Below are 20,417 nucleotides of genomic sequence, written 5' to 3' on the forward strand. Positions count from 1 at the left end.
TCAGCTTGATGCTAAGCGGCTGTTTTTACGCCAACACATCCCAGGCGCCGATTGCCACTACTTATCCTTATAGTGAACAGCAACGCATGCAGGCCGCCCAGCATTGGGAAGTTCTTGCCCGCCACGAAGCCGCGGGCATTCTGGCCAGCGAGCGCGTGCGATTTCGGGACCTGCACGTGCTGGCACCCGAGCATGCGCAGTACGGCAGCTATTACAGTGGCGGAGAGTTCGAACGAGGCTTCAGAACCCTGCTGACCAGCGAGCTGGTGTCACGCGGTGGCAGCGTCACTACCCAGCCCCGTGCCAACGGAGCAACGGTTCAGATCGATGTGGAAGTCGTTCAACATCGTGACCGAGGCTACACGCGTCCGCCTTTTGGTGCTTACACGGCGCTGGCAACCGGCATTGCCGTCGCCAGCTTTCCCATCCGCCACTGGAGCGAGCCTGGGCTGGCACTGATCCCGGCCGGCATCCTCGCCGACTCTGTCGGGGGTAGTTGGACACCCACCAGCAACGAAGAGATCATCGTCACCACACAGATCGTTGAACAGGATCAAATCCTCTACTCTTCGTCCAATATCTATTACATTAATGCCGGTGATCGGCGCCAGTATGCACCCCATAGAGTGCCACAGGCCCCCACAACGCCGGTCATTTCCATCACCGACACTTGGTAAACTTATGCTGTTGACGCTTATGACGGTGCTATCTGCTTCTTATCGACGCTCGATTCACATGGCTGCTGCGAGCCTTGCGCTGTTGGTGCTGGCCGGCTGCGCCTCCCTGGGCAATAACAACCAGCAGGAAGCGCCCAAACCGGACCTTTCCGAGCTTGCCCATCAAGCTGCTCAGCAAATGATGGCAAGCAACCCAGATCTTACCCGCTATAGCCCCATGATTGCGGCTACCTTCGTCAGCATCGACAACTTGAGCCAGTCTTCCACGTTTGGGCGTATAAGCTCGGAGATCATGGCTTCGGCTCTCTCTCAGCAAGGCATGCAGGTGCGGGAAGTCAAGATGCGCGATAGCATGTTCATCGAAGAGAACGTGGGGGAATTGATTCTCTCCAGACAAGTGCAACGCCTGAGCGCTCAGCACAATGCTCGCTCCATTCTCATGGGGACCTATGCTCAGGGTCAGGACTCCTTGTATGTGAGCGCACGGGTAGTGCGTGCGGGTGATGCCATGGTGCTGGGCAGTGCAGACTTCCGCCTCCCCCTCGATAACAACATCCGCAGCCTGCTGGAAGGCCAGGGCGGCTGGTGATGATCGGGTAAACGTCCCCGCAACATTCAATATTGTCGAAAAGCCTGAGGAGCTTACTCCCTAGGCTTTTCATTGAAATGAGCAAAGAGAGCCGATGCCGTCTCAACCGAAACCTCGCAAGCCGCATATCGTGGCGACCAGCAGAGTCATCAAGCTAGCGGCCAACATCACCAAGCTGTTGAGCTATGGTTTTCATGCCCTGCTCCCCAAAAAACGCTTTACGCTACCGGAACAAGCGGCCCCCTGGCTGAAGCCCAAAGAGCCAACGCCCATCCCCAGGATCATCTGGCAAACCAACTTCACCAATAAGGTCACGCTCCCTGTTTACTTGAACTACCTGTTCAACCGCTTGATGGCCCCGCGCTTCGAATACCGCTTCATGATTACCGAGGCCAGAAAAGCGTTCATTGCCGCTCACTACTCTCCAGAGATCAATCAGCAATATGACCGCCTACAAATCGGTGCTGCCCAGGCCGATTTCTGGAGGCTGCTGGTGCTCAACCAACACGGTGGCGTGTATCTGGATATCGATGCCCACGCGATCTGGCCCTTGGCCAACACGCTAGGCAAGCATGAGGAGCTTTACATCACCACCCGCCGTGGCGAGCTCAGCAACTATTTCATTGCCAGCCGCCCCGACAATCCGAACCTGTTGAAGCTGATCGAACGAGTGCAGCACAACATTCAGGACAGCTCCCTGACCAACGTCTTCGAGCTGACCGGGCCGGGGGTGTTCATCGAACTACTCGATCAACAGGCCGTGCCCACTGTCTCCTATCGGCATGCCTGTAACCAGGGCAGCTTCACCAACGAGCATTTTCAGTATATCGACAAAAAAGCGGGAAAATGGACCAAGGAGCAGCGCACCGTCAGCGTCGTGAGACCAGAGCCTGCACGTGATGCTCAGGACCGCTCTGCCGATTGACCTGGGAAACGCGACCTACCAAAAAAAACGCTAGCCCAAGGCTAGCGTTTTTACTTGCTGAAGGCAGTAGCACTTACTTGTAAACCGGGAAGCGGCCACACACCTCTGCCACTTTATCCAACACCTGGGCTTCGATGCCGCTGGTGTCTTCCCCCCTGGCCAGCACATCGAGGATATCGCAGATCCAGCCTGCCAGTTGGCTACACTCTTGCTCACCGAAACCACGGGTGGTCACTGCCGGAGTGCCGATGCGCAGGCCAGAGGTGACGAACGGGCTTTGCGGGTCGTTGGGCACGGCGTTCTTGTTGACGGTGATATGGGCACGGCCCAGGGCAGCATCCGCATCTTTGCCGGTCACGCCCTGCTTGATCAGAGAAAGCAGGAACAGGTGGTCTTCGGTACCGCCCGAGACGATGTCGTAGCCACGCTCGATGAACACGGTTGCCATGGCCTGTGCGTTCTTGACGACCTGCTGCTGGTAGGTCTTGAACTCGGGCGCCATGGCTTCCTTGAAGCAGATCGCCTTGGCCGCGATGACGTGCATCAGCGGGCCGCCCTGGCCGCCGGGGAACACGGCAGACTGGAGCTTTTTCTCGATCTCGGGGTTGTTTTCCGCCGAGAGGATGACGCCGCTACGGGGGCCACGCAGGGTCTTGTGGGTGGTGGAGGTGACCACGTGGGCGTGGGGCAGCGGGCTGGGGTAGACACCGGCGGCCACCAGACCCGACACGTGGGCCATATCGACCAGCAGGTAAGCCCCTACTTCGTCGGCGATTTCGCGGAATTTGGCCCAATCGACAATCTGGGAGTAGGCCGAGAAGCCCGCAATGATCATTTTCGGCTGGTGCTCACGAGCCAGCTGAGCCACTTGAGCGTAATCGATCAGGCCCTGCTCATCGAGACCGTACTGGATAGCATTGTAGTGCTTGCCAGAGAAGTTGGGCTTGGCACCGTGGGTCAGGTGACCGCCCGCGTCCAGGCTCATGCCGAGGATGGTATCGCCGGGGCTGACCAGCGCCTGGAATACGGCACTGTTTGCCTGAGAGCCGGAGTGCGGCTGCACATTGACGTAGGTGGCGCCAAACAGCTCCTTGGCGTAATCGATGGCCAGGTTCTCGGCGATATCGACAAACTCACAGCCGCCGTAGTAGCGCTTGCCGGGGTAGCCTTCAGCGTATTTATTGGTCAGCTGGCTGCCTTGTGCTTCCAGGACACGCGGGCTGGCGTAGTTTTCGGAAGCAATCAGTTCGATGTGGGCTTCCTGGCGTGCCACTTCCTTCTGCATGGCATCAAACAGCACATCATCGAATCCGGCAATTGTCATGTCGCGGCTGAACATCGGCGGGAACCTCGTAACGAAACGGTCATCATGGAGAAGCGAGAGGGCCATGATACCCCACTCGGACGCGACTTTCATCGCATCCGTATCAGGTGTTACATGAGCATGTTTCATGTTGGCGGCAGCCTTTACAGGCTGACCAACTGGACAACCGCGCTATTTGAGCTGAAAGGTGAAGCGTAAACGTTGGCTACTGCCCAGCGGGTCCATCATGAATTGTTCGAGGGTAAAGGGGTCCGGCAGCGCGATGTGCGTGGTCAAGGATTGGGCGTGCCCCCCCATGATATCGACCAGCGCCACCATTAGCTTGGCGACCTGCGGGCCTGCCAGCCCCTGTAGATCCCGGCGCTCTTGCGGTGGCGCCAGGCCAATCAACGCCCCCATATCCAGCGCGGCCCCCTGAAAGCCCATATCGCTGACGTAGAGGTTGCCGCTGGCCCAGGCACGCTCCAGCAGCATACTCCAGCGGTCACCGGTCAGACTGAAGCCGTTCACTTCGGCCCACGCCAGCTGCTCCTGCCCTGGACGATCGAGCCCTTCCAGCCCACGTATACTCAGCTCATCCAGCCCCAGCGAAGCGCTAAAGCCGGACGCCAGATCATTGAATTCGGCCTTCAGCCCCTGAAGCTCAAAGCGCCCAAGGGCAGCGTCGCTCATCTCTTCCAGCACCAACGCTTGCAAGGTGAGGTAGCTCGTCAGCGCCGCGTCGTTGCCCCACTCTTCCGTCCACTGCTTGGCCAGGGTGCCGTCCAGCCAGACAGACAGCTCACGCAGCTGTAAACCGTGAAGCGGTGCATCTGGGGTCGTGAAGTTGGCGAAGTCGGGGACGGCCGTTCCTGGTCGATCGAGGGCCAGCTCGGTCAGCGTCAAGACCGGGTCACTGACGTCAGGCTCGATGACGCGAATACCGTGAAACGAGACGCTCTCGGGTTGGTCGTAATCGCCCTGCACGGGGTAGGCCTCGATGGTCACCACATCGCCTTGCGCCTGCCGGATCACGATATGCTCGGCGATCACGCGCTGCTCCTGTTCACGGAGTTCGCCGATTTCGATGAGCTGCTCGCCACGGCCCCACTGGGCCTACAGGTCAGCCTCCAGCCCCGCCACGGATGCATGAACATCACCAGCGCTCAACAGGGTGACGACAAGCCCTGCCAGGATCGGCATGCCCTGTTGAAAACGAGGAAGCACAGGTAAGAAATGGGAGACGTTGAACGACCACATGCCGCGAACTCCAATGAAGAGGCGCGTAGCATACACGAAGCCTGCTTTGTGAAAAGCGAAGAATGCACCGGCTCATGCAGTTGCCCAATAAATTGGCCTCCCACAGGATAGCTTGGGTGGCTGCTCTGGCTATAAGCCAATGTATGGGCCTCCCTCAAGTGGGCTTGAGTGGCTGCCGGGGCAGCCACTCCTTCATTGCCTACGCTTCTCCCAACAGCCCCAGGCTGGCGGCGGGGGCTTGGCGGCGCAGTTGGTAAGAGAGCAGATGACCAATGATGCCGATCAGCAGCGCGCCGCCCAGGGGCAGCACTAGCCATAGGCCCCAATGCGGGCGCGGGGTGAGGTCGAGCCAGTAGAGGTAGAGCGCAGCGGTGACCAACTCGGCCAGCACGGTGCCCAGCAGCCCGCTGGCAAAGCCCAGCAGGGCGTACTCGGCCCCTTGCACGCGGGAGATCATGCGATTACCCGCCCCGAACACCCGCAGCAGGCCGCTTTCATGGGCGCGTACCGGTCGGCTGGCCGTGAGGGCGGCGTACAACACGCTCACCCCTGCCAACAGCACCAGGGCCAGCACCAGTTCGACGGCCCGCGTTACCTGGGTGAGCACGTCACGTACCTGGCCCAGGATGGCATCGACGTTGAGCAACGAGACGCCCGGGAAGTCACTGACCAGTTGGCGAACCAGGCTCTGCTCCGCGTCTGGCAAGTGGAAGGCGGTGATGAAGCTATGCCCAAAGGACTCCAGTACGCCCGGCGGAAAGATCACGAAGAAGTTGGGGTTGAAGCTATCCCAGTTCAGGCTGCGCAAACTGTCGATGCGGGTGGTGATGGTATCGCCCCCCACGGTGAAGGTCATTTCATCGCCCACGCCTAGCCCCAGGCGGGCTGCCAGCTCCTCTTCCACCGAAATGGGCACGGTACTGGCCACCGCCGAGGCAGTGGCTTCGACTTCACTCATCCAGCCTTGGGGCGCGCTGGGGGTGCGAAACCATTGCCCGGCCACTACGCGATTGCCTTCCGGCAGCGTGGCTTGCCAGGTGAGGTTCAGCTCGCGGCGCAAGGAGTTGTCGCCACGGGCATCGGGTGGCACGGCGTCCCGGGGGGCTTGCCCGTTGATGGCACTGATGCGCCCGCGTACCATGGGGTAGAGCGTGCTTTGGGTCTCGACGCGCGGGGCCACGGCCTGCTCGAAGGCCTCGCGTTCGCTGGGCTGGATATTGATGGCAAAGTAGTTGGGGGTGTTGTCCGGCAGCTGGTCTTGCCAGGTGGTCAGCAGGTCACCACGTACCAGCACGATCATGGCCATGGCGAAAAACGTCACCGAAAAGGCCAGCAGTTGCCCTAGCCCGGCTTGCTTGCGGCGGGCCAACTGCCGCCCTCCCAAACGCAGGGCCTGGCCCCATTCACTGGCACCGGAGAGGCGCTGCACTGCCTTCAACAAGCCGTTCAGCAGCAAGGCACTGACGCCCCACAAAAGTGCCAGCAATAGCGAACCGCCCAACAGCAGCGCCAGAGCCAGCGAGAAGCTGCCCGAGTAGAGCCACAGCAGGCCACCAAACACCAGGCTGGCCACGCCCACCACCAGCCAGGCGGCAGGCGGCAGCGGGTCCAGCTCACGGCGCAGCACTTTCAGCGCGCTCACCTGCTTGATGCGCAGCAATGTGGGGCCAGCAAAACCCACCAGTACCGCCAGCGCGGTGAAGATGCCCAGCCATAGCGGCATGATGCCGGGGGCAGGCAGCGTCATGGGCAGGAAACTGCTCAACAACCACAGCAGCAGCGCCTGGCCTACCAGCCCAAGGGCCGCACCCAATAGTGATGCCATCAAGGCCAGGCCCACCAGCTGCAGACTGAACAGCATGACCAGCTGTTGCTGGCTAGCGCCGAAGCAGCGCAGCAGCGCGGCGGTGTCCAGATGGCGCTCGACATAGCGACGAGTCGACATGGCCACTGCGACCCCGGCCAACAGCACGGCCGCCAGCCCTGCCAGCCCCAGGTAGCTCTCCGCGCGCTGCAGTGCATTGCCCAACTGCGGCCGGTCGACACGCACGTCACGAACGTCAACACCATTTCGGCGCAGCTGTGTCAGCAAGCCTTGGACTTGTTCCAGGGCAGCGGGTGGCCCGGCGGCCAGCAGTTCGAACTCGACCCGGGAGCCAGGCTGCACCAGCCCGGTGGCGCCAAGGTCGGCGGTATTGAGCATCAGCCGGGGGTTGAAGTTGCCAAACCCTGCGGACTGGTCGGCTTCACGCTCGATGATGCCGGTGACGGTCAGTTCGGTTTGGCCTACCTGTACCAGATCACCAATCTGGATCTCGATCAGCTCCGCCAGACGCGGGTCGGCCCAGGCTTCACCGGCGGCAGGCCCGGAGGCCAGCCGCTCGACTCCGTTGCCCAGGTCGACCAGGTTGACGCCATAATGCGGGTAGATATCATCGACGGCCTTGAGGCTGGCCGGTTGAAAGCGCTCACCGCGGCTAATCATCGACACCAGGTCTACCTGGTCGCTCAGGATAAAGCCCGCCGCTTCGAGTTCGGCACGCAGGCTCTCATCGAAGGGCTCGCGCTGTTCCAGCACCAGGTCGCCGCCCAGTATCTGGCTGGCCTGGCGCTCCAGGCCACGCTCCAGACGGTCCAGGAAGAAGGCGATCATGGTGGATGCCGCCACCGCCAACATCAAGGCCACGAACAGCGCCCGGACATCTGACGCGCGCAAGTCACGTTTTAAACTACGGGCGGCCAGCCGCCAGTTGATGTCACTCATTGCCTTCCTCGCTGGTGGCCGGGGGGGGGAACGAAAGGCGTCAATTGGCCATTGGTGAGCCGCAGGCAGCGGTCGCAACGGCGCGCCAATGCGTGGTCGTGAGTCACCAGAATCAGCGTGGTGCCCGCCTGCTGGTTCAGCGTGAACAGCAGGTCAATGATTTGTGCGCCGGTATCCGGGTCGAGGTTGCCGGTGGGTTCGTCGGCGAACACCAGTTCCGGGTCGGTGACGAAGGCACGGGCAATCGCCACGCGCTGCTGCTCGCCCCCAGAGAGCTGCTTGGGCAGATGCGCGGTGCGCTCCCCTAGCCCCACACGCTCCAGCCACTGCTGGGCGGCAGCGGTTTCCCCTGCCCGGGGCGACAACTCCAGCGGCAGCAGCACATTTTCGAAGGCGCTGAGCGTGGGCAGCAGCTGGAAGTTTTGAAACACGAAACCTACTCGTCCGGCCCTGAGCGCGGCACGCCCATCCTCATCCAGCTGGCTCAGCGGGTGACCAAACAGCGTCAGCTCACCATCGCTGGGCGTGTCCAGCCCCGCCAGAAGCCCCAGCAAGGTTGACTTGCCTGCCCCGCTCTTGCCTAGAATGGCAACGCTTTCACCGGCGGCCACGCTAAGGTCGAGGTGGTCCAGTATGGTCAGCGAACGCTCGCCACTGACCACGCGTTTTGCCAACTGATGGGCATGCAGCACCACGTTGGGCGCCATGGCCGGGGGAACCTTATCTGACGTTAGCGTGTCGGTGATGGGCGCATGCGCATTGGCAGCATCGGTGGGCACTTTGGAAGTAGGGTCAGAGGAGCAGGACATGAAGCGTGGATTCCCTTTAATAACGGTTCGACAACGAATGGTACCTGTACGACAGGCGATGCACACGACACTCGCAAACACAGCTTTCTCACCAACAGCACTTTCAAGAGCCTTCATGCTGACGGCCGTCACCCTGGTGACCTGTTTGAGCGTGCTCCCCTTGTACGCCGATGACGACGACACGTCCTCGGATACTCGCGCATTGCCCACGTTGCTGGTGATGGGCGATAGCTTGAGCGCTGCCTACGGTATCGAGGAAGAGCAAGGCTGGGTGGCGCTGCTCGCCGAGCGCCTGGAGGGCGAAGCCCAAGTGGTCAATGCCAGCATCAGCGGTGAAACCACCTCTGGCGGTGCGCAACGATTCGCCGACATTCTCCGACAGCGTCAGCCGGATATCGTTCTGCTGGAGCTGGGTGGCAACGATGGCCTGCGGGGCCTGCCTCCGGCCCAGATGCGCGCCAATCTGGCCAGCATGATCGAACAGAGCCAGCAGGCCGACGCCGAGGTGCTGCTGCTGGGCATCGATATTCCTCCCAACTACGGGCAGGCATATCGCGATGCCTTTACCGGCGTGTTCCACTCACTGGCGGATGAGTACTCGCTTTCACTGGTGCCTTTTCTGCTGGAAGATGTGGCGCTCAATACCCAGTTGATGCAAAGCGATGGCATCCACCCCACGGCAGACGCACAGCCTATCATTCTCGACAACGTTTGGCCCGAACTGGAGCCCATGCTAGAGGCATCGCACCAGGCCGCTCGGTAACAAAACGTTGATACGTTGTGACCAGCAGGGATAGCGCTTTTGCATGCCAGCGAGTAATCTTAAGCTCTATTTGCTCAACGCTCATGGCGTCCATGTCCCGCGTGGCCCTTCGGTACCGCACGCCATCTCGGGATTCTGCGCCATGCCTTCGTAGCCAAGTTCTGCCAGGCTGGGGATGTCGTCACGGGCGACCTCCAGCGTTTGCATCAGTTGGCCCATGGCAGCCAACGTGCGGGCTTGCGCCAGCGTCAGGTCAAACTCAGCATTGGCATAGGCCCGGCTGGCCTCGAAGAACTCGTTTTCGCTATCCAGCACATCCAACAGGGTGCGCTGTCCGATATCGAACTGCTGCTGATAGGTACCCCGAACTCGGTCGATGGACTGAGGATGGTCATTCACACGGGACCCGACAGCTAAGCATTGTCTAGCAAGAACACCTTAGCAAATTGTTATTAGCTTAAATTAAACGCCTGAGCGCCAGTGGCAAGCCATAAAAATAAAAGTCACAAAAACTTACAATAAAGTACTAAAAAAACATTCAATCCGTCTCGAGAGGCGCTTTTCTGGGCCATTGTTGGAAAGCCAGGCCCATCAATATCAGCAACAGGCCAATCAGCGTCGAGCCCAGTAGCGGCTCGCCTACCACGACATAAAGCAGCATGAGTGACACCGGTGGAGAGAGGAATATCAGCGTAGATACCTTGGCGGTTCGAGAAATTTTGTGGATCGCCAACTGCCAAAGCACGAAGGCAATGCCCATCTCGAACAATCCTACGTATACGCCGGAGGCCAGCGCGGTCATGCCATGCCACTGGAACCCCGGGCCAAAAAGTAACAGAACGGTTAGAACAGGTATCCCAACGCTAAAATTTTGCCACTGCCCCACTAACGGCGGCCGGGCATCTCGCGCATTCAGTAGCCAGTAGAGTGCCCACAACAGTGTAGAGGCAAGCGCCAGCGTAACGCCTAAACCATCCTCGAAGGCGACGTTGAAAACCTGTCCACGCGTCGCAATGACCCACACCCCGGCATAGGCGATCAGCCCGGCCACCATGTCTCTTCGTGTCAACGGGTGCCCCAGCAGAGGCACCGCCAGAAATGCCATGGCCAATGCCCAAGTGTAGTTCAGGGCCATGGCCTCCTGGCCTGGCAGGCGGTCGTAGGCTGCAAACAACACCAGATAATACGCGACGGGGTTCATTAGCCCCGCCCACAGGGCCGTACGCCATCCATGTCTGAGCGCCTGGCGCATATGCCCCTGAACGGCCACCAGTCCCCCCATCAGCAGCCACGACACCAGCGCCGCCAGCCACATCAGCTCTATCGGGCTCATCCAGGAGAGCGCCAGTTTGAAGGCAGTCGCGACCGTTGACCATAGCGCCACGGCCCCCAGCCCATACAGGATGGCTGTTCTGTCCTGGCTCATCGGTCTATGTGCCCAAGATCACGCTCGGGGTCGATATGATCACGCACCTGCTGCTTGAGGGTCTTGATGTCTGGAAAGCCGCCGTCACGTTTACGCTCCCAAAGCAGCGTATCATCGCACCAGATTTCGAAGCTGCCGCCATGGGAAGGCACCAACGCCACCTGATCGAGCTGCTCACCAAAGGTAGAAAGCAACTCTTGAGCGTACCAGCCGCTGCGCAGCAGCCATTGGCACTGGGTGCAGTAGCGAATCCGGATCTGCGGCATGACGTACTCCTTATCGGTCGATTCCCAGGCAAGCTAAACTATCATGTCGATTACGCTATGATATTGATCAAGCATTCTGTCATCTTATATTAGCAACTGCCAAGGAACCCCATGGCCCAGCCAGATGTTTCACAAACGCGTCTCTATGAGTGGCTGACGGGCGATGACGACAGCCGCATGTGCGCCGATATTCCTGACGGCGCCTGCCAAGAGCAGCCGCGCAACTTTTTCCATCATCTATGGGCGGCGTTGGGTAACAAGCTGGCGGATGAACTCTCCAGTGCACGGCTGGTATTGCCCTGGTTGATGGGCATTATTGGTGCGCCAGTGTGGATGGTGGGCATGCTGGTGCCCATCCGCGAGGCTGGTGCGCTGCTGCCTCAGCTTTTCGTGGCAGGCTTCATTCGCTTGAAACCTCAGCGCAAGTGGGTTTGGGTCACCGGAGCGCTGCTTCAAGCCTTGGCCGCACTGTGCCTCGCGCTACTGGCGCTCTGGGGCAATGGAACAGTGGGCGGATTTCTGGTGTTGGCGGTACTGGTGGTGCTGTCATTGGCGAGGGGGCTTTCGTCGATCGCCACCAAGGACGTACTGGGCAAGACCATCGCCAAGCGCCGGCGAGGGACCCTCATGGGCTGGAGTGGCAGCGTAGCAGGTGCCGCCACGCTGGCGGCGGGCGGTGTGTTGCTGTGGTTCGGTGATCGCCCAGGTAACGTGGCGCTGGCCCTGCTGCTATGTGTCGCGGCGGCGGGATGGTTGCTCAACGCGTTCAGCGCCGCGCGCATCAAGGAAATGCCGGGCGCCGTAGAAGGCGGTCAAAATGCCTGGGACAGCATCAAGCTCGGGTTCACCCTGATGCGTGAGGACCGTACCTTCCTGCACTTCAACCTGGCCAGGGCGCTGCTGCTCTCCAGTGCACTCGCTCTGCCCTATCTGGCCTTGCTGGGTCAACAGCAAAGCGGCAGTGAGCTGGGCGGGCTAGGCATCATGGTGGTGGTGTCAGGGTTGTCAGCAATGATTGCCAGCCCCATATGGGGTAAACGTGCGGACCACTCCAGCCGCCGCGTCATGCGTGATGCTGCCGTCGGTACCGCTCTGTGTTGCTGCCTGGGCGCAGGCATTGCCTGGCTACCGGGCGAGTGGACCCGCAGCGTACTGCCCTACGCCTGCGTTTATGCCCTGCTGATGATCATTCACCATGGAGTTCGCCTGGGCCGCAAAACCTACCTGGTCGATATAGCCAGTCAGGACAACCGAGCACTCTATGTGGCGCTATCCAACACTTTCACAGGAGTGCTCATGCTGGCAGTGGGTGGCCTGATTGGCGGGCTGGCACAGAGGCTTGGCAGCAGCCCTCTGCTGCTGGTGCTGGCGGTCACTGCACTGGGGGCCATGGTAAGCGCTCAGCGCCTTCCAGAAGCAGAGTGATCTTCAAGGATTGCAAACCCGTGCAACGCTCGCCATGATGGGCGGGAATCACGGCGTAACGTGGTTTTTTTGCTATCCTAGCTGTAATCAGTGGTAAGTGGCATCGCCTACCCTGCCTATAACGAGCCTCGCGCTGACGAACAGCGACACGGCTAGAATGACGAGAAGCACAGGAATCCATTGATGAAACGATCTCCCTTGATCAGCCCGGAGTTACTCGAACGCATTGTTGATGCTTCTGAAGATGGCATTGTCGTTGCAGAGCAGGAAGGTGACGAAAACATTCTGATTTACGTCAACAAAGGCTTCGAGCGTCTGACCGGCTACAGTGCAGACGAAATCCTTTATCGAGATTGTCGTTTCCTGCAGAACGAAGACCGCGACCAGGATGCCCTCGCGTCGATTCGTGATGCCCTGCAGGATGGCCGCCCCTCTCGCGAAGTGCTGCGCAACTATCGTAAAGACGGCACGATGTTCTGGAACGAGCTATCGATTACGCCGGTTTATGATGAAGCCGACAACCTGATGTACTACATCGGCGTGCAGAAAGACGTCACCGAACGGGTCGAAGCCCAGCTGGCTTTGGCAGCGCTGAAAGAACAGCAGGCGCTGGCCGAATAGCGTTTGTGGCCATGCTGCTGTTGGTAGCTCTGGGGATTTAATGGCGGCCAAGGCAAGTTTGTGCTTGAACTTCATCCCAACTGGCGTTATATAGCGCCTAGGCGCTTGTTTAGCGTTAGGCGCTCCCTGCGGAAGGGAGCCGTTGTGATGCCGGTGCGCCGGCCTGGGTTGGAGGGCATACCATGAGCCGTGACCCCTTGAATCGTGAGACCTACACCAGCGACGGGCTGGACGCCGACGACTTCGACAACCTGGACGCGGTCAACGACGATCAATACGCCAAGAGCAAACCCAGCAAGGCCGACACCCTGCGCGCACGGCGCCAGGTGGAAGCATGGCTAGAAGAGCGACGCCTGCAGCGTGCCATCAAAGACGACTGGGATGAGGAAGAGTAGCGCCTTACGGGCAGATGCTCTGTCGTTCGAACAGAACGCTCCCTCCCACAGCAGTGAGTGCCTCCAGGCCAGCTTGTGGGAGGCCAATTTCATTGGGCGACTGTCTGGGCAGGCACTGGTGCCTGAATCGTCGCGAGCTAAAGCTCCCTCCCACAACAACCCCCTCCCACAGCAGTGAGTGCCTCCAGGCCAGCCTGTGGGGGCCAATAGATGCAAACCAGTCTGCGTAGAACTTTTCATTTCCGTACGTTTTTTCGTTTCATCCTGCTCACCTGACTCAGTACCGTGCGGCTGGCCTTTAGCCGCGCTGGGCACTATCATCTGTACACCAAGCCAGCACTGCTGGCCCCGCTTTTACCACAACCTAACGGATTTCCATGGCGCAATACGTATTCACCATGAATCGGGTTGGCAAAGTCGTGCCTCCCAAGAAGCAAATTCTCAAGGATATCTCGCTGTCGTTTTTCCCGGGGGCCAAGATTGGCGTACTGGGCTTGAACGGCGCTGGTAAATCCACGCTGCTGCGCATCATGGCCGGTGTCGATAAAGAGTTTGAAGGTGAAGCTCGTCCGATGCCCGGCATCAACGTGGGCTACTTGCCCCAAGAGCCGCAGTTGGACGACGAGAAAAACGTCCGGGATACCGTCGAGGAAGCGCTGGGTGCCCTCAAGGAAGCTCAGCAGAAACTGGATGCCGTGTACGCGGCTTACGCAGAACCGGATGCAGACTTCGATGCCCTCGCCAGCGAACAGGCGCGGCTCGAAAACATCATCGAAGCCGCCGACGCCCATAACATCGAGCGTAAGCTGGAAGTGGCCGCCGAAGCCCTGCGCCTGCCGCCCTGGGACGCCAAGGTAGGCAACCTTTCCGGGGGTGAGCGCCGCCGTGTTGCCCTCTGTCGCCTGCTGCTGTCCAGCCCGGACATGCTGCTGCTGGACGAGCCTACCAACCACCTGGATGCGGAATCGGTGGCCTGGCTGGAGCGCTTCCTGCACGACTACAACGGCACCGTCGTGGCCATCACTCACGACCGTTACTTCCTGGACAACGTGGCGGGCTGGATTCTCGAACTGGACCGCGGCCAGGGTATCCCCTTCGAGGGCAACTACTCGCAGTGGCTGGAGCAGAAAGAGCAGCGCCTGACCCAGGAAGCCAAGCAGGAAGCCTCGCGCCAGAAGGCCATCAAGCAAGAGCTGGAGTGGGTACGCAGCAACGCCAAAGGCCGTCAAGCCAAAAGCAAGGCACGTCTCAATCGCTTTGAAGAGATGCAGTCCGGCGACTACCAGAAGCGTAACGAAACCAACGAAATCTACATTCCGCCTGGCCCGCGCCTGGGTGACAAGGTCATCGAATTCCACAACGTCACCAAGCGTTTCGATGACAAGCTGCTCTATCAGGACCTCTCCTTTACCATTCCCCAAGGGGCCATTGTCGGCATCGTCGGCGGTAACGGCGCGGGTAAATCGACGCTGTTCAAGCTGGTCACCGGCAAGGAGCAGCCGGATGCGGGCGACGTAGTAATCGGTGAAACCGTGGATATCGCCTACGTCGAGCAGTTGCGCGACGCGCTGGACGACAAGCAGACGGTCTGGGAAGCGGTATCCGACGGCCAGGACATTCTCAACATCAACGGCTACGAAGTCTCTTCGCGTGCCTACGTGGGTCGCTTCAACTTCAAGGGCAACGACCAGCAGAAGCGCCTGGATGAGCTGTCGGGCGGTGAGCGCGGGCGCCTGCAGCTGGCGCAAACCCTCAAGCAGGGTGCCAACGTATTGCTGCTGGACGAACCCTCCAACGACCTGGACATCGAGACACTGCGCGCCCTGGAAGAAGCCCTACTGGCCTTCCCCGGCTGCGCCATGGTGATCTCCCACGACCGTTGGTTCCTGGATCGTATCGCCACGCACATCCTGGCCTTCGAGGGCGACTCGGAAGTAGTGTTCTTCGATGGCAATTACACGGAATACGAAGAAGATCACAAGAAACGAGTCGGCAACGACACGCCGAAGCGCATGAAGTACAAACGTATCGACGCTTGACTGCGGGCGCCTTTCGCCTGCTAAAGCGACCTCCCACCAGTGCCCGGCAGGGCGGGTGTGGGAGGGAGTTTCAGCTCGCGATGGCTGACTTTGCCAGGGCGCCTGGCGGCGCCCTTCGCCCGCCAAAGCGAGCCTCCCGCGTTAGACTTAACCTGCAGGCCAAGTCAACTGACGCCCGCCCATTAAGTGCATATGGATGTGGTAGACCGTCTGCCCGCCCATTTCGTTACAGTTCATGACCACCCGATAGCCGTCCTCGGCAAACCCCTGCTGTTTGGCCAACTGGGCAGCGGTATATTGCAAGCGGCCGATCACCGGCAGATCGTCAGGCGCAATGTCATTGAGCGTAGCAATGTGCTTTTTAGGGATGATGAGCTGATGCGTAGGCGCTTGAGGGCTAATATCGTTAAAGGCAAGTACATGCTCGTCTTCGAAAACGATATCCGCAGGAATCTCGCGGTTGATGATTTTACAAAACAGGCACTCCATCGCAGCCTCCTTGGTGTGGCGCGTTATTGTCAAAAGAGCCAGCTAAGCGCGCCTATCGGAAACGGCGCTGAGCCAGCAGGTGGCGAACCAACGGGGCGAGGATCAACTCCATCGCCAACGACATGCGTGCACCGGGCACCACCAGCGTATGGGGCCGCGTCATGAACGCATCCTTGATCATGGCCAGCAGCCAGGGGAAATCCACGGTCGAGGGGTCGCGAAAGCGAATTACCACGAAAGACTCGGCATCGGTCGGGATATCCTGCACTTCGAAGGGGTTGGAGGTGTCGACGGTAGGCACGCGCTGAAAGTTGATATGGGTACGCGAAAACTGCGGCTGGATATAGCGCACGTAATCGTCCATGCGCCCCAGAATGGTGTCGATGACCGCTTCCTGTGAGTAGCCACGCAGCTTGGTGTCACGATCGATCTTCTGAATCCACTCCAGGTTCATGGTCGGCGCAACGCCCACCAGCAAATCCACGTGCCGAGCTATGTCATACTCCTGAGTCACCAACCCGCCGTGCAGCCCTTCATAAAACAGCAGGTCGGTACCACAGGGCAGTGCCTGCCATTCGGTAAAGGTGCCCACTCGATAACCGGCTTCGATCTTCTGCTTGTCCTCTGCATGGATGTAGTGCCGATAGGTGCCAGTGCCGTGTTCACCGTACTCGACGAACAGGCTTTCCAGACGATCCAGCAAGTTGGCCTCGACGGCAAAGTGAGAAAGCTCATCCTTGCGCTCGGGCTCTTCGCGGAAGATGCGCTTGAGGTCATCGCGGGTATAGCGATGGAAGGCATCGCCATCCACCATGGCCGCGTGGACGTCTTCTCTCAGGAACATGCGCTCGAAGCTGCGACGCACCGTCGTGGTGCCTGCCCCGGAGGAGCCGGTGACGGCAATGATGGGGTACTCTCGGGACATCAGCTCCCCCCCCTTGCCTCGGCGAGTGTCTGCTTCACCGCGTCAGGAATGGGCACCGGCTTGCCAGCCCCCAGATCCAGCAGCAGCTTGTTGATTCGGGCCGTGGCGACCACGGTCTCGCTGCCTTCCTTCAAGACACGCTGATAGACGGTCAATGCCTTGCCCTGAGGTTCAGGCACCGCCGTCTCGATAACCAGCACCTCCGGGAAGCGCGCTTCCTGCTGATACTGTATCGCCAGGTCCACCACGACGCTGGGATAGCCGCCCATGTCCCACTCGGGCAAGTGCAGGCTACCCAGTGCTTGTGCCCTGGCTTCATGCAGCAGCGACACCAGGGCATCATGCCCCAGGTGGCGGCCGTAGTTCATGTCGGTCACCCGCACCGAGAGGGTATGGCGGTGGATCACCGCGTCTGCGGGAAATTCGATAGCAACGCGCTCCATGACGGCTCTCCTGCTTGGGTGACGAAAGGGGTCGTTAGTGATTCACTTCCCGGGCAATGGCGCGGAAGGCGATGTCACGGCGGAACTCGGCACCTTCCCACTGGATGGCCTTGACCCCCTGATAGGCCTGCTGCTGAGCAGCCGACACGCTGTCGCCCAGCGCCGTGACACACAGCACGCGCCCACCGGCCGTGGCGATCTCGCCTTCATCGGTCAGGGCAGTGCCTGCGTGGAACACCTTGCACTGGGCCTGCTCGGCATCGGTCAGACCGTGAATCACATCGCCTTTGCGATAGCTGCCGGGATAACCGCCCGCCGCCATGACCACGCCCACCGCCGCACGACTGTCCCATTCACACTGCTTGCCTGCCAGCTCGCCTTTGGCGCCCGCCAGACAAAGCTCCGCCAGATCCGACACCAGACGCATCATGATGGGCTGGGTTTCCGGGTCACCAAAGCGGCAGTTGTATTCGATCACTTTGGGTTGGCCCGCAGCGTCGATCATCAAACCGGCATACAGGAAGCCCGTGTACGCATTGCCCTCTTCAGCCATGCCTCGTACGGTAGGCAGGATCACCTGCTCCATGATGCGGGCATCCACCTCGGGCGTGACCACAGGCGCCGGTGAGTAAGCCCCCATGCCGCCGGTATTGGGACCGGTATCACCATCGAAGGCACGCTTGTGATCCTGGCTGGTGGCCATGGGGACGACATGTTCACCGTCGACCATGACAATGAAGCTGGCTTCTTCGCCGTCCAGAAACTCTTCGATGACGACCCGGGCACCGGCATCGCCAAAGGCGTTGGCTTCCAGCATATCGCGAATGGCGGCTTCGGCTTCGGCTTCGCTCATGGCCACGATCACGCCCTTGCCGGCGGCCAGACCATCGGCCTTGATGACGATGGGCGCGCCCATGCGGGCCAGGTAGTCAAGCGCTGGCTCGACCGCCGTGAAGGTCTGGTAGTCGGCGGTGGGAATGGCGTGGCGGGCCAGGAAGTCCTTGGTGAAGGACTTGGAGCCTTCCAACTGAGCAGCCCCCTGGGTAGGGCCAAAGATGGTCAGGCCCGCTGCCTGAAATTGATCGACCACCCCTTCCACCAGCGGCGCTTCCGGGCCAACGACCGTCAGGGCGATCTGCTCTTGCTGAGCAAACGCCACCAGTGCCGGCAGGTCGGTTGCGGCTATGGCCACATTGCTCAGCTTGGGCTCCGTGGCTGTACCTGCATTACCAGGCGCTACGAACACCTGCTCGACCTGGGGGGATTGGGCAAGCTTCCAGGCAAGGGCATGTTCACGGCCACCGCCACCGATCATCAAAACTTTCATGGGTATCCTTCTCAAAACAGGAGAGCATCGATGGGCGCATTATGCCATAACGCAGCCGCTAGCGGGGCGCCAAGCGCTGTCTGAAACCCAGCGCTGTTGTGAAGCTAAGGCTTGCCATCCGTTGGGTCGTCGTCTTCCTTGGTGGAAGGCTGGTTGAGCGTGTTCTGCCAAAAGCGCATGTTCTCCTCGGCCAGTTCACGCATGAACTCCATGGGCGTATGCCGCATGGCCTGCTGCCACTGGCTCTGGAGGCGCTTCTGCTGCTCCAGCATCAGCTGGGTGCCCTGTTCCAGATAGCGCGCCAGAGGCAGCGGTGACGACATGTCATACACGCGAATCAACTGGGCCAGCAGGTCGTTGGAGAACACTTCCGCTTCACTATCGGCCTGCTCCTGTTCGATAATGATCGACAGTAGAATCGTGCGCGTGAGGTCTTCGCCACTTTTGGCATCTTCGACACGAAAAGGCTCTTCGTCGATGATCAGACGGCGCAAATCTTCCAGCGTCACGTAGCGGCTTTGTTGTGTGTCGTACAACCTGCGGTTGGCATATTTACGAATGACGCGCACAGCGTATCTCCTTAAACGCGATAAAGGCTTTTGTCGCCATGGCTGCTATTGTGCCTGCAACACACGCCCATGCAAGCCAGCTTAACGGATTAGTGCCGCGATGCGCGGCCTGCCCACGACTAATAGACGACCATCATGAACCTGATTTTGCTCGACCCCAGTGAGGTGAACGGCCAACGAGCCCACCTGACCGACACCCGCCGCCTGACGCATCTGCGCGACGTACATCGCGCCCAGCCGGGGGACCAACTGAGCGTGGGCGTTCAGGGAGGCAACATGGGCAAGGCCGAGCTGATCGAGCTGAGCGACAGCGTTGCCACCTTCCACCTGGGCCCGCTGGAAACGCCTCCACCGCCCCCGCTACCGGTGCATCTGGTGCTGGCCTTGCCGCGCCCGCGCATGCTGGCCCGCACGCTGGAACATGTCACTGCGCTAGGCGTGAAACAGATTACCCTACTGCACACCCAGCGGGTGGAGAAAAACTACTGGCAATCGCCGGAGCTACGCCCGGAAAAGGTGCACCAGCATCTCCTGCTCGGGTTGGAGCAGGCACGCGACACGCAGCTCCCGCAGGTCACCCTGTGCAAGGGCTTTCGCCCTTTTCTGGAAGATCACCTGAACGGCGTACTACACGAGCGACGGGGGCTCGTCGCTCACCCCGGCATGCCCAACGCCTGCCCACGCGGCATCGACGAGCCCTGTGCACTTTTCGTGGGGCCAGAGGGTGGTTTTATCGAATGGGAAGTCGAGCAACTGCTGGCAGCAGGATGCAAGGGCATGCACCTGGGCCCGCGCATCCTGAGAGTAGAAACCGCCGTGACGGCGCTGCTGGCACGGCTGTTCTGACTCACCCTATTGATCAGGTTTGATCATCTTCGGGGTCGTGGGGAACGTACTCGGCATTCTCCCCACACTCCGGTGTCTGCAGGAACGTTCTGCGCACATCCAGTAACCCAAGATGGCTGATCGTGCGACGCCCCAGCAGCAGCGGGTAAATCATCTCTTCGCGGTCGCGCAGGCTGAACTGCTCTTCATAGATGGTGTCGCCCATGCACACATCCATCAGCACCACGGGGCGTTCATCGCGCCCACCGGCGCCGCGCACGGCTTGCTCACGATACAGCGGACGTTCGATTTCGTCGCTAAAGGTCTCACCGCTGGCCTGATCCTCCAGCTTTAAGCGAAAGCGCACCCAGTCTTCGCCATCCTTCTCGAAAATCTCGATGTCACGGGCGTCCAACGACGAGGTCAGCGCACCGCTGTCCAGCTTGGCCTTGACGCCAATGCCCCAAGGCTCGATGAACGCGTTCTCCACCCAGCCGAACACCTTGTCCTCAGCCTGTACGCTGACACTCGCCATCAGCACACTCGCCAGAGCCGTCATGCCCATGGCCTTTCGCAG

22 protein-coding genes and 1 pseudogene are annotated in these 20,417 nt (G+C 60.2%); 10 read left to right on the forward strand and 13 right to left on the reverse strand.

All coding sequences use genetic code 11. The features are described from left to right. The first annotated feature begins 8 nt into the window (after positions 1 to 8). The 3 genes from RVM27_RS03330 to RVM27_RS03340 all read left to right on the forward strand — a co-directional run bounded on the left by RVM27_RS03330 (position 9) and on the right by RVM27_RS03340 (position 2,191). Positions 9 to 677 (forward strand): hypothetical protein, encoded by a 669-nt coding sequence (locus RVM27_RS03330; RefSeq protein WP_498957742.1) that lies wholly within the window; start codon positions 9 to 11, stop codon positions 675 to 677. 4 nt (positions 678 to 681) lie between these two features. Beyond that, positions 682 to 1,266 (forward strand): FlgO family outer membrane protein, encoded by a 585-nt coding sequence (locus RVM27_RS03335; protein ID WP_498957354.1) that lies wholly within the window; start codon positions 682 to 684, stop codon positions 1,264 to 1,266. Between the two features lie 94 nt (positions 1,267 to 1,360). Further along, entirely contained in the window at positions 1,361 to 2,191 is an 831-nt protein-coding gene (locus tag RVM27_RS03340) for a glycosyltransferase family 32 protein (RefSeq protein WP_498957355.1), read from the forward strand. A 73-nt stretch (positions 2,192 to 2,264) separates the two neighbouring features. On the opposite strand, the gene glyA is transcribed toward RVM27_RS03340, so the two are convergent. Next, the gene (glyA, locus tag RVM27_RS03345) at positions 2,265 to 3,530 is read right to left on the reverse strand and encodes a serine hydroxymethyltransferase (RefSeq protein WP_498957356.1); all 1,266 of its coding nucleotides are present in this window, start codon (positions 3,528 to 3,530) and stop codon (positions 2,265 to 2,267) included. 156 nt (positions 3,531 to 3,686) lie between these two features. Next, on the reverse strand, positions 3,687 to 4,547 hold the full coding sequence (locus RVM27_RS03350; protein ID WP_498957357.1) for a hypothetical protein: 861 nt from the start codon (positions 4,545 to 4,547) through the stop codon (positions 3,687 to 3,689). On the opposite strand from RVM27_RS03350, the gene RVM27_RS03355 reads away from it, so the two are divergent. After that, complete coding sequence (locus RVM27_RS03355) at positions 4,533 to 4,727, forward strand: hypothetical protein (RefSeq protein ID WP_498957358.1); 195 nt, start codon at positions 4,533 to 4,535, stop codon at positions 4,725 to 4,727. The genes RVM27_RS03350 and RVM27_RS03355 overlap by 15 nt on opposite strands. Positions 4,728 to 4,953: 226 nt before the next feature. On the opposite strand, the gene RVM27_RS03360 is transcribed toward RVM27_RS03355, so the two are convergent. Together RVM27_RS03360 and RVM27_RS03365 are read right to left on the reverse strand one after the other, a co-directional pair. Beyond that, positions 4,954 to 7,518: an ABC transporter permease gene (locus RVM27_RS03360; protein WP_498957359.1), complete on the reverse strand. Its 2,565-nt coding sequence runs from the start codon at positions 7,516 to 7,518 to the stop codon at positions 4,954 to 4,956. After that, positions 7,515 to 8,225 carry an ABC transporter ATP-binding protein gene (locus tag RVM27_RS03365; protein ID WP_498957743.1) on the reverse strand — a complete coding sequence of 237 codons (711 nt, stop codon included), beginning with the start codon at positions 8,223 to 8,225 and terminating at the stop codon, positions 7,515 to 7,517. Before RVM27_RS03365 ends, RVM27_RS03360 begins: the two co-directional genes overlap by 4 nt. A 217-nt stretch (positions 8,226 to 8,442) precedes the next feature. Between RVM27_RS03365 and RVM27_RS03370 the strand changes: the two genes are divergently transcribed. After that, positions 8,443 to 9,090 carry an arylesterase gene (locus tag RVM27_RS03370; RefSeq protein ID WP_498957360.1) on the forward strand — a complete coding sequence of 216 codons (648 nt, stop codon included), beginning with the start codon at positions 8,443 to 8,445 and terminating at the stop codon, positions 9,088 to 9,090. A gap of 81 nt (positions 9,091 to 9,171) precedes the next feature. Here the strand turns inward: RVM27_RS03370 and RVM27_RS03375 are convergent. The 3 genes and pseudogenes from RVM27_RS03375 to RVM27_RS03385 all read right to left on the reverse strand — a co-directional run. Further along, positions 9,172 to 9,489 (reverse strand): annotated as a pseudogene (locus RVM27_RS03375) (TolC family outer membrane protein); the annotation flags it as partial. A 139-nt stretch (positions 9,490 to 9,628) separates the two neighbouring features. Next, positions 9,629 to 10,516, reverse strand: a complete 888-nt coding sequence (locus RVM27_RS03380) for a DMT family transporter (protein ID WP_498957361.1) — start codon at positions 10,514 to 10,516, stop codon at positions 9,629 to 9,631. After that, positions 10,513 to 10,782 (reverse strand): Rdx family protein, encoded by a 270-nt coding sequence (locus RVM27_RS03385; protein ID WP_039182071.1) that lies wholly within the window; start codon positions 10,780 to 10,782, stop codon positions 10,513 to 10,515. Before RVM27_RS03385 ends, RVM27_RS03380 begins: the two co-directional genes overlap by 4 nt. Before the next feature lie 111 nt (positions 10,783 to 10,893). Between RVM27_RS03385 and RVM27_RS03390 the strand changes: the two genes are divergently transcribed. The 4 genes from RVM27_RS03390 (at position 10,894) to ettA (ending at position 15,262) form a co-directional block, all read left to right on the forward strand. Continuing rightward, positions 10,894 to 12,207, forward strand: coding sequence for an MFS transporter (locus RVM27_RS03390; protein ID WP_498957362.1), 1,314 nt, complete (start codon positions 10,894 to 10,896; stop codon positions 12,205 to 12,207). Positions 12,208 to 12,390: 183 nt separating this feature from the next. After that, positions 12,391 to 12,828, forward strand: a complete 438-nt coding sequence (locus RVM27_RS03395) for a PAS domain S-box protein (protein WP_016916582.1) — start codon at positions 12,391 to 12,393, stop codon at positions 12,826 to 12,828. Positions 12,829 to 13,010: 182 nt separating this feature from the next. Continuing rightward, positions 13,011 to 13,223, forward strand: coding sequence for a PA3496 family putative envelope integrity protein (locus RVM27_RS03400; RefSeq protein WP_016916581.1), 213 nt, complete (start codon positions 13,011 to 13,013; stop codon positions 13,221 to 13,223). Positions 13,224 to 13,600: 377 nt separating this feature from the next. Next, a complete protein-coding gene (ettA, locus tag RVM27_RS03405) occupies positions 13,601 to 15,262 on the forward strand; it encodes an energy-dependent translational throttle protein EttA (RefSeq protein ID WP_016916580.1) in 1,662 nt (553 codons plus the stop codon). 147 nt (positions 15,263 to 15,409) lie between these two features. Here ettA and RVM27_RS03410 read toward each other — a convergent pair whose 3' ends face one another. The 5 genes from RVM27_RS03410 to phaR form a co-directional block, all read right to left on the reverse strand. Next, the gene (locus RVM27_RS03410) at positions 15,410 to 15,751 is read right to left on the reverse strand and encodes a histidine triad nucleotide-binding protein (protein ID WP_498957363.1); all 342 of its coding nucleotides are present in this window, start codon (positions 15,749 to 15,751) and stop codon (positions 15,410 to 15,412) included. Positions 15,752 to 15,803: 52 nt separating this feature from the next. Next, positions 15,804 to 16,676, reverse strand: coding sequence for a phosphoribulokinase (locus RVM27_RS03415; RefSeq protein ID WP_039182055.1), 873 nt, complete (start codon positions 16,674 to 16,676; stop codon positions 15,804 to 15,806). After that, complete coding sequence (locus RVM27_RS03420; RefSeq protein ID WP_498957364.1) at positions 16,676 to 17,119, reverse strand: acyl-CoA thioesterase; 444 nt, start codon at positions 17,117 to 17,119, stop codon at positions 16,676 to 16,678. The genes RVM27_RS03415 and RVM27_RS03420 overlap by 1 nt, the downstream gene beginning before the upstream one ends. 34 nt (positions 17,120 to 17,153) lie before the next feature. Beyond that, the gene (gene purD, locus RVM27_RS03425) at positions 17,154 to 18,446 is read right to left on the reverse strand and encodes a phosphoribosylamine--glycine ligase (RefSeq protein ID WP_039182052.1); all 1,293 of its coding nucleotides are present in this window, start codon (positions 18,444 to 18,446) and stop codon (positions 17,154 to 17,156) included. 104 nt (positions 18,447 to 18,550) lie between these two features. Further along, on the reverse strand, positions 18,551 to 19,015 hold the full coding sequence (phaR, locus tag RVM27_RS03430; RefSeq protein WP_016916575.1) for a polyhydroxyalkanoate synthesis repressor PhaR: 465 nt from the start codon (positions 19,013 to 19,015) through the stop codon (positions 18,551 to 18,553). Between the two features lie 135 nt (positions 19,016 to 19,150). Between phaR and RVM27_RS03435 the strand changes: the two genes are divergently transcribed. Continuing rightward, positions 19,151 to 19,861: a 16S rRNA (uracil(1498)-N(3))-methyltransferase gene (locus RVM27_RS03435; RefSeq protein ID WP_498957365.1), complete on the forward strand. Its 711-nt coding sequence runs from the start codon at positions 19,151 to 19,153 to the stop codon at positions 19,859 to 19,861. A gap of 13 nt (positions 19,862 to 19,874) precedes the next feature. On the opposite strand, the gene rloA3 is transcribed toward RVM27_RS03435, so the two are convergent. Continuing rightward, a complete protein-coding gene (gene rloA3 / locus RVM27_RS03440; RefSeq protein WP_498957744.1) occupies positions 19,875 to 20,405 on the reverse strand; it encodes a retropepsin-like aspartic peptidase RloA3 in 531 nt (176 codons plus the stop codon). Positions 20,406 to 20,417 lie beyond the last annotated feature (12 nt).

The sequence above is a fragment of the Halomonas sp. KM007 genome (assembly GCF_050709225.1).
Lineage (GTDB): Bacteria > Pseudomonadota > Gammaproteobacteria > Pseudomonadales > Halomonadaceae > Vreelandella > Vreelandella hamiltonii.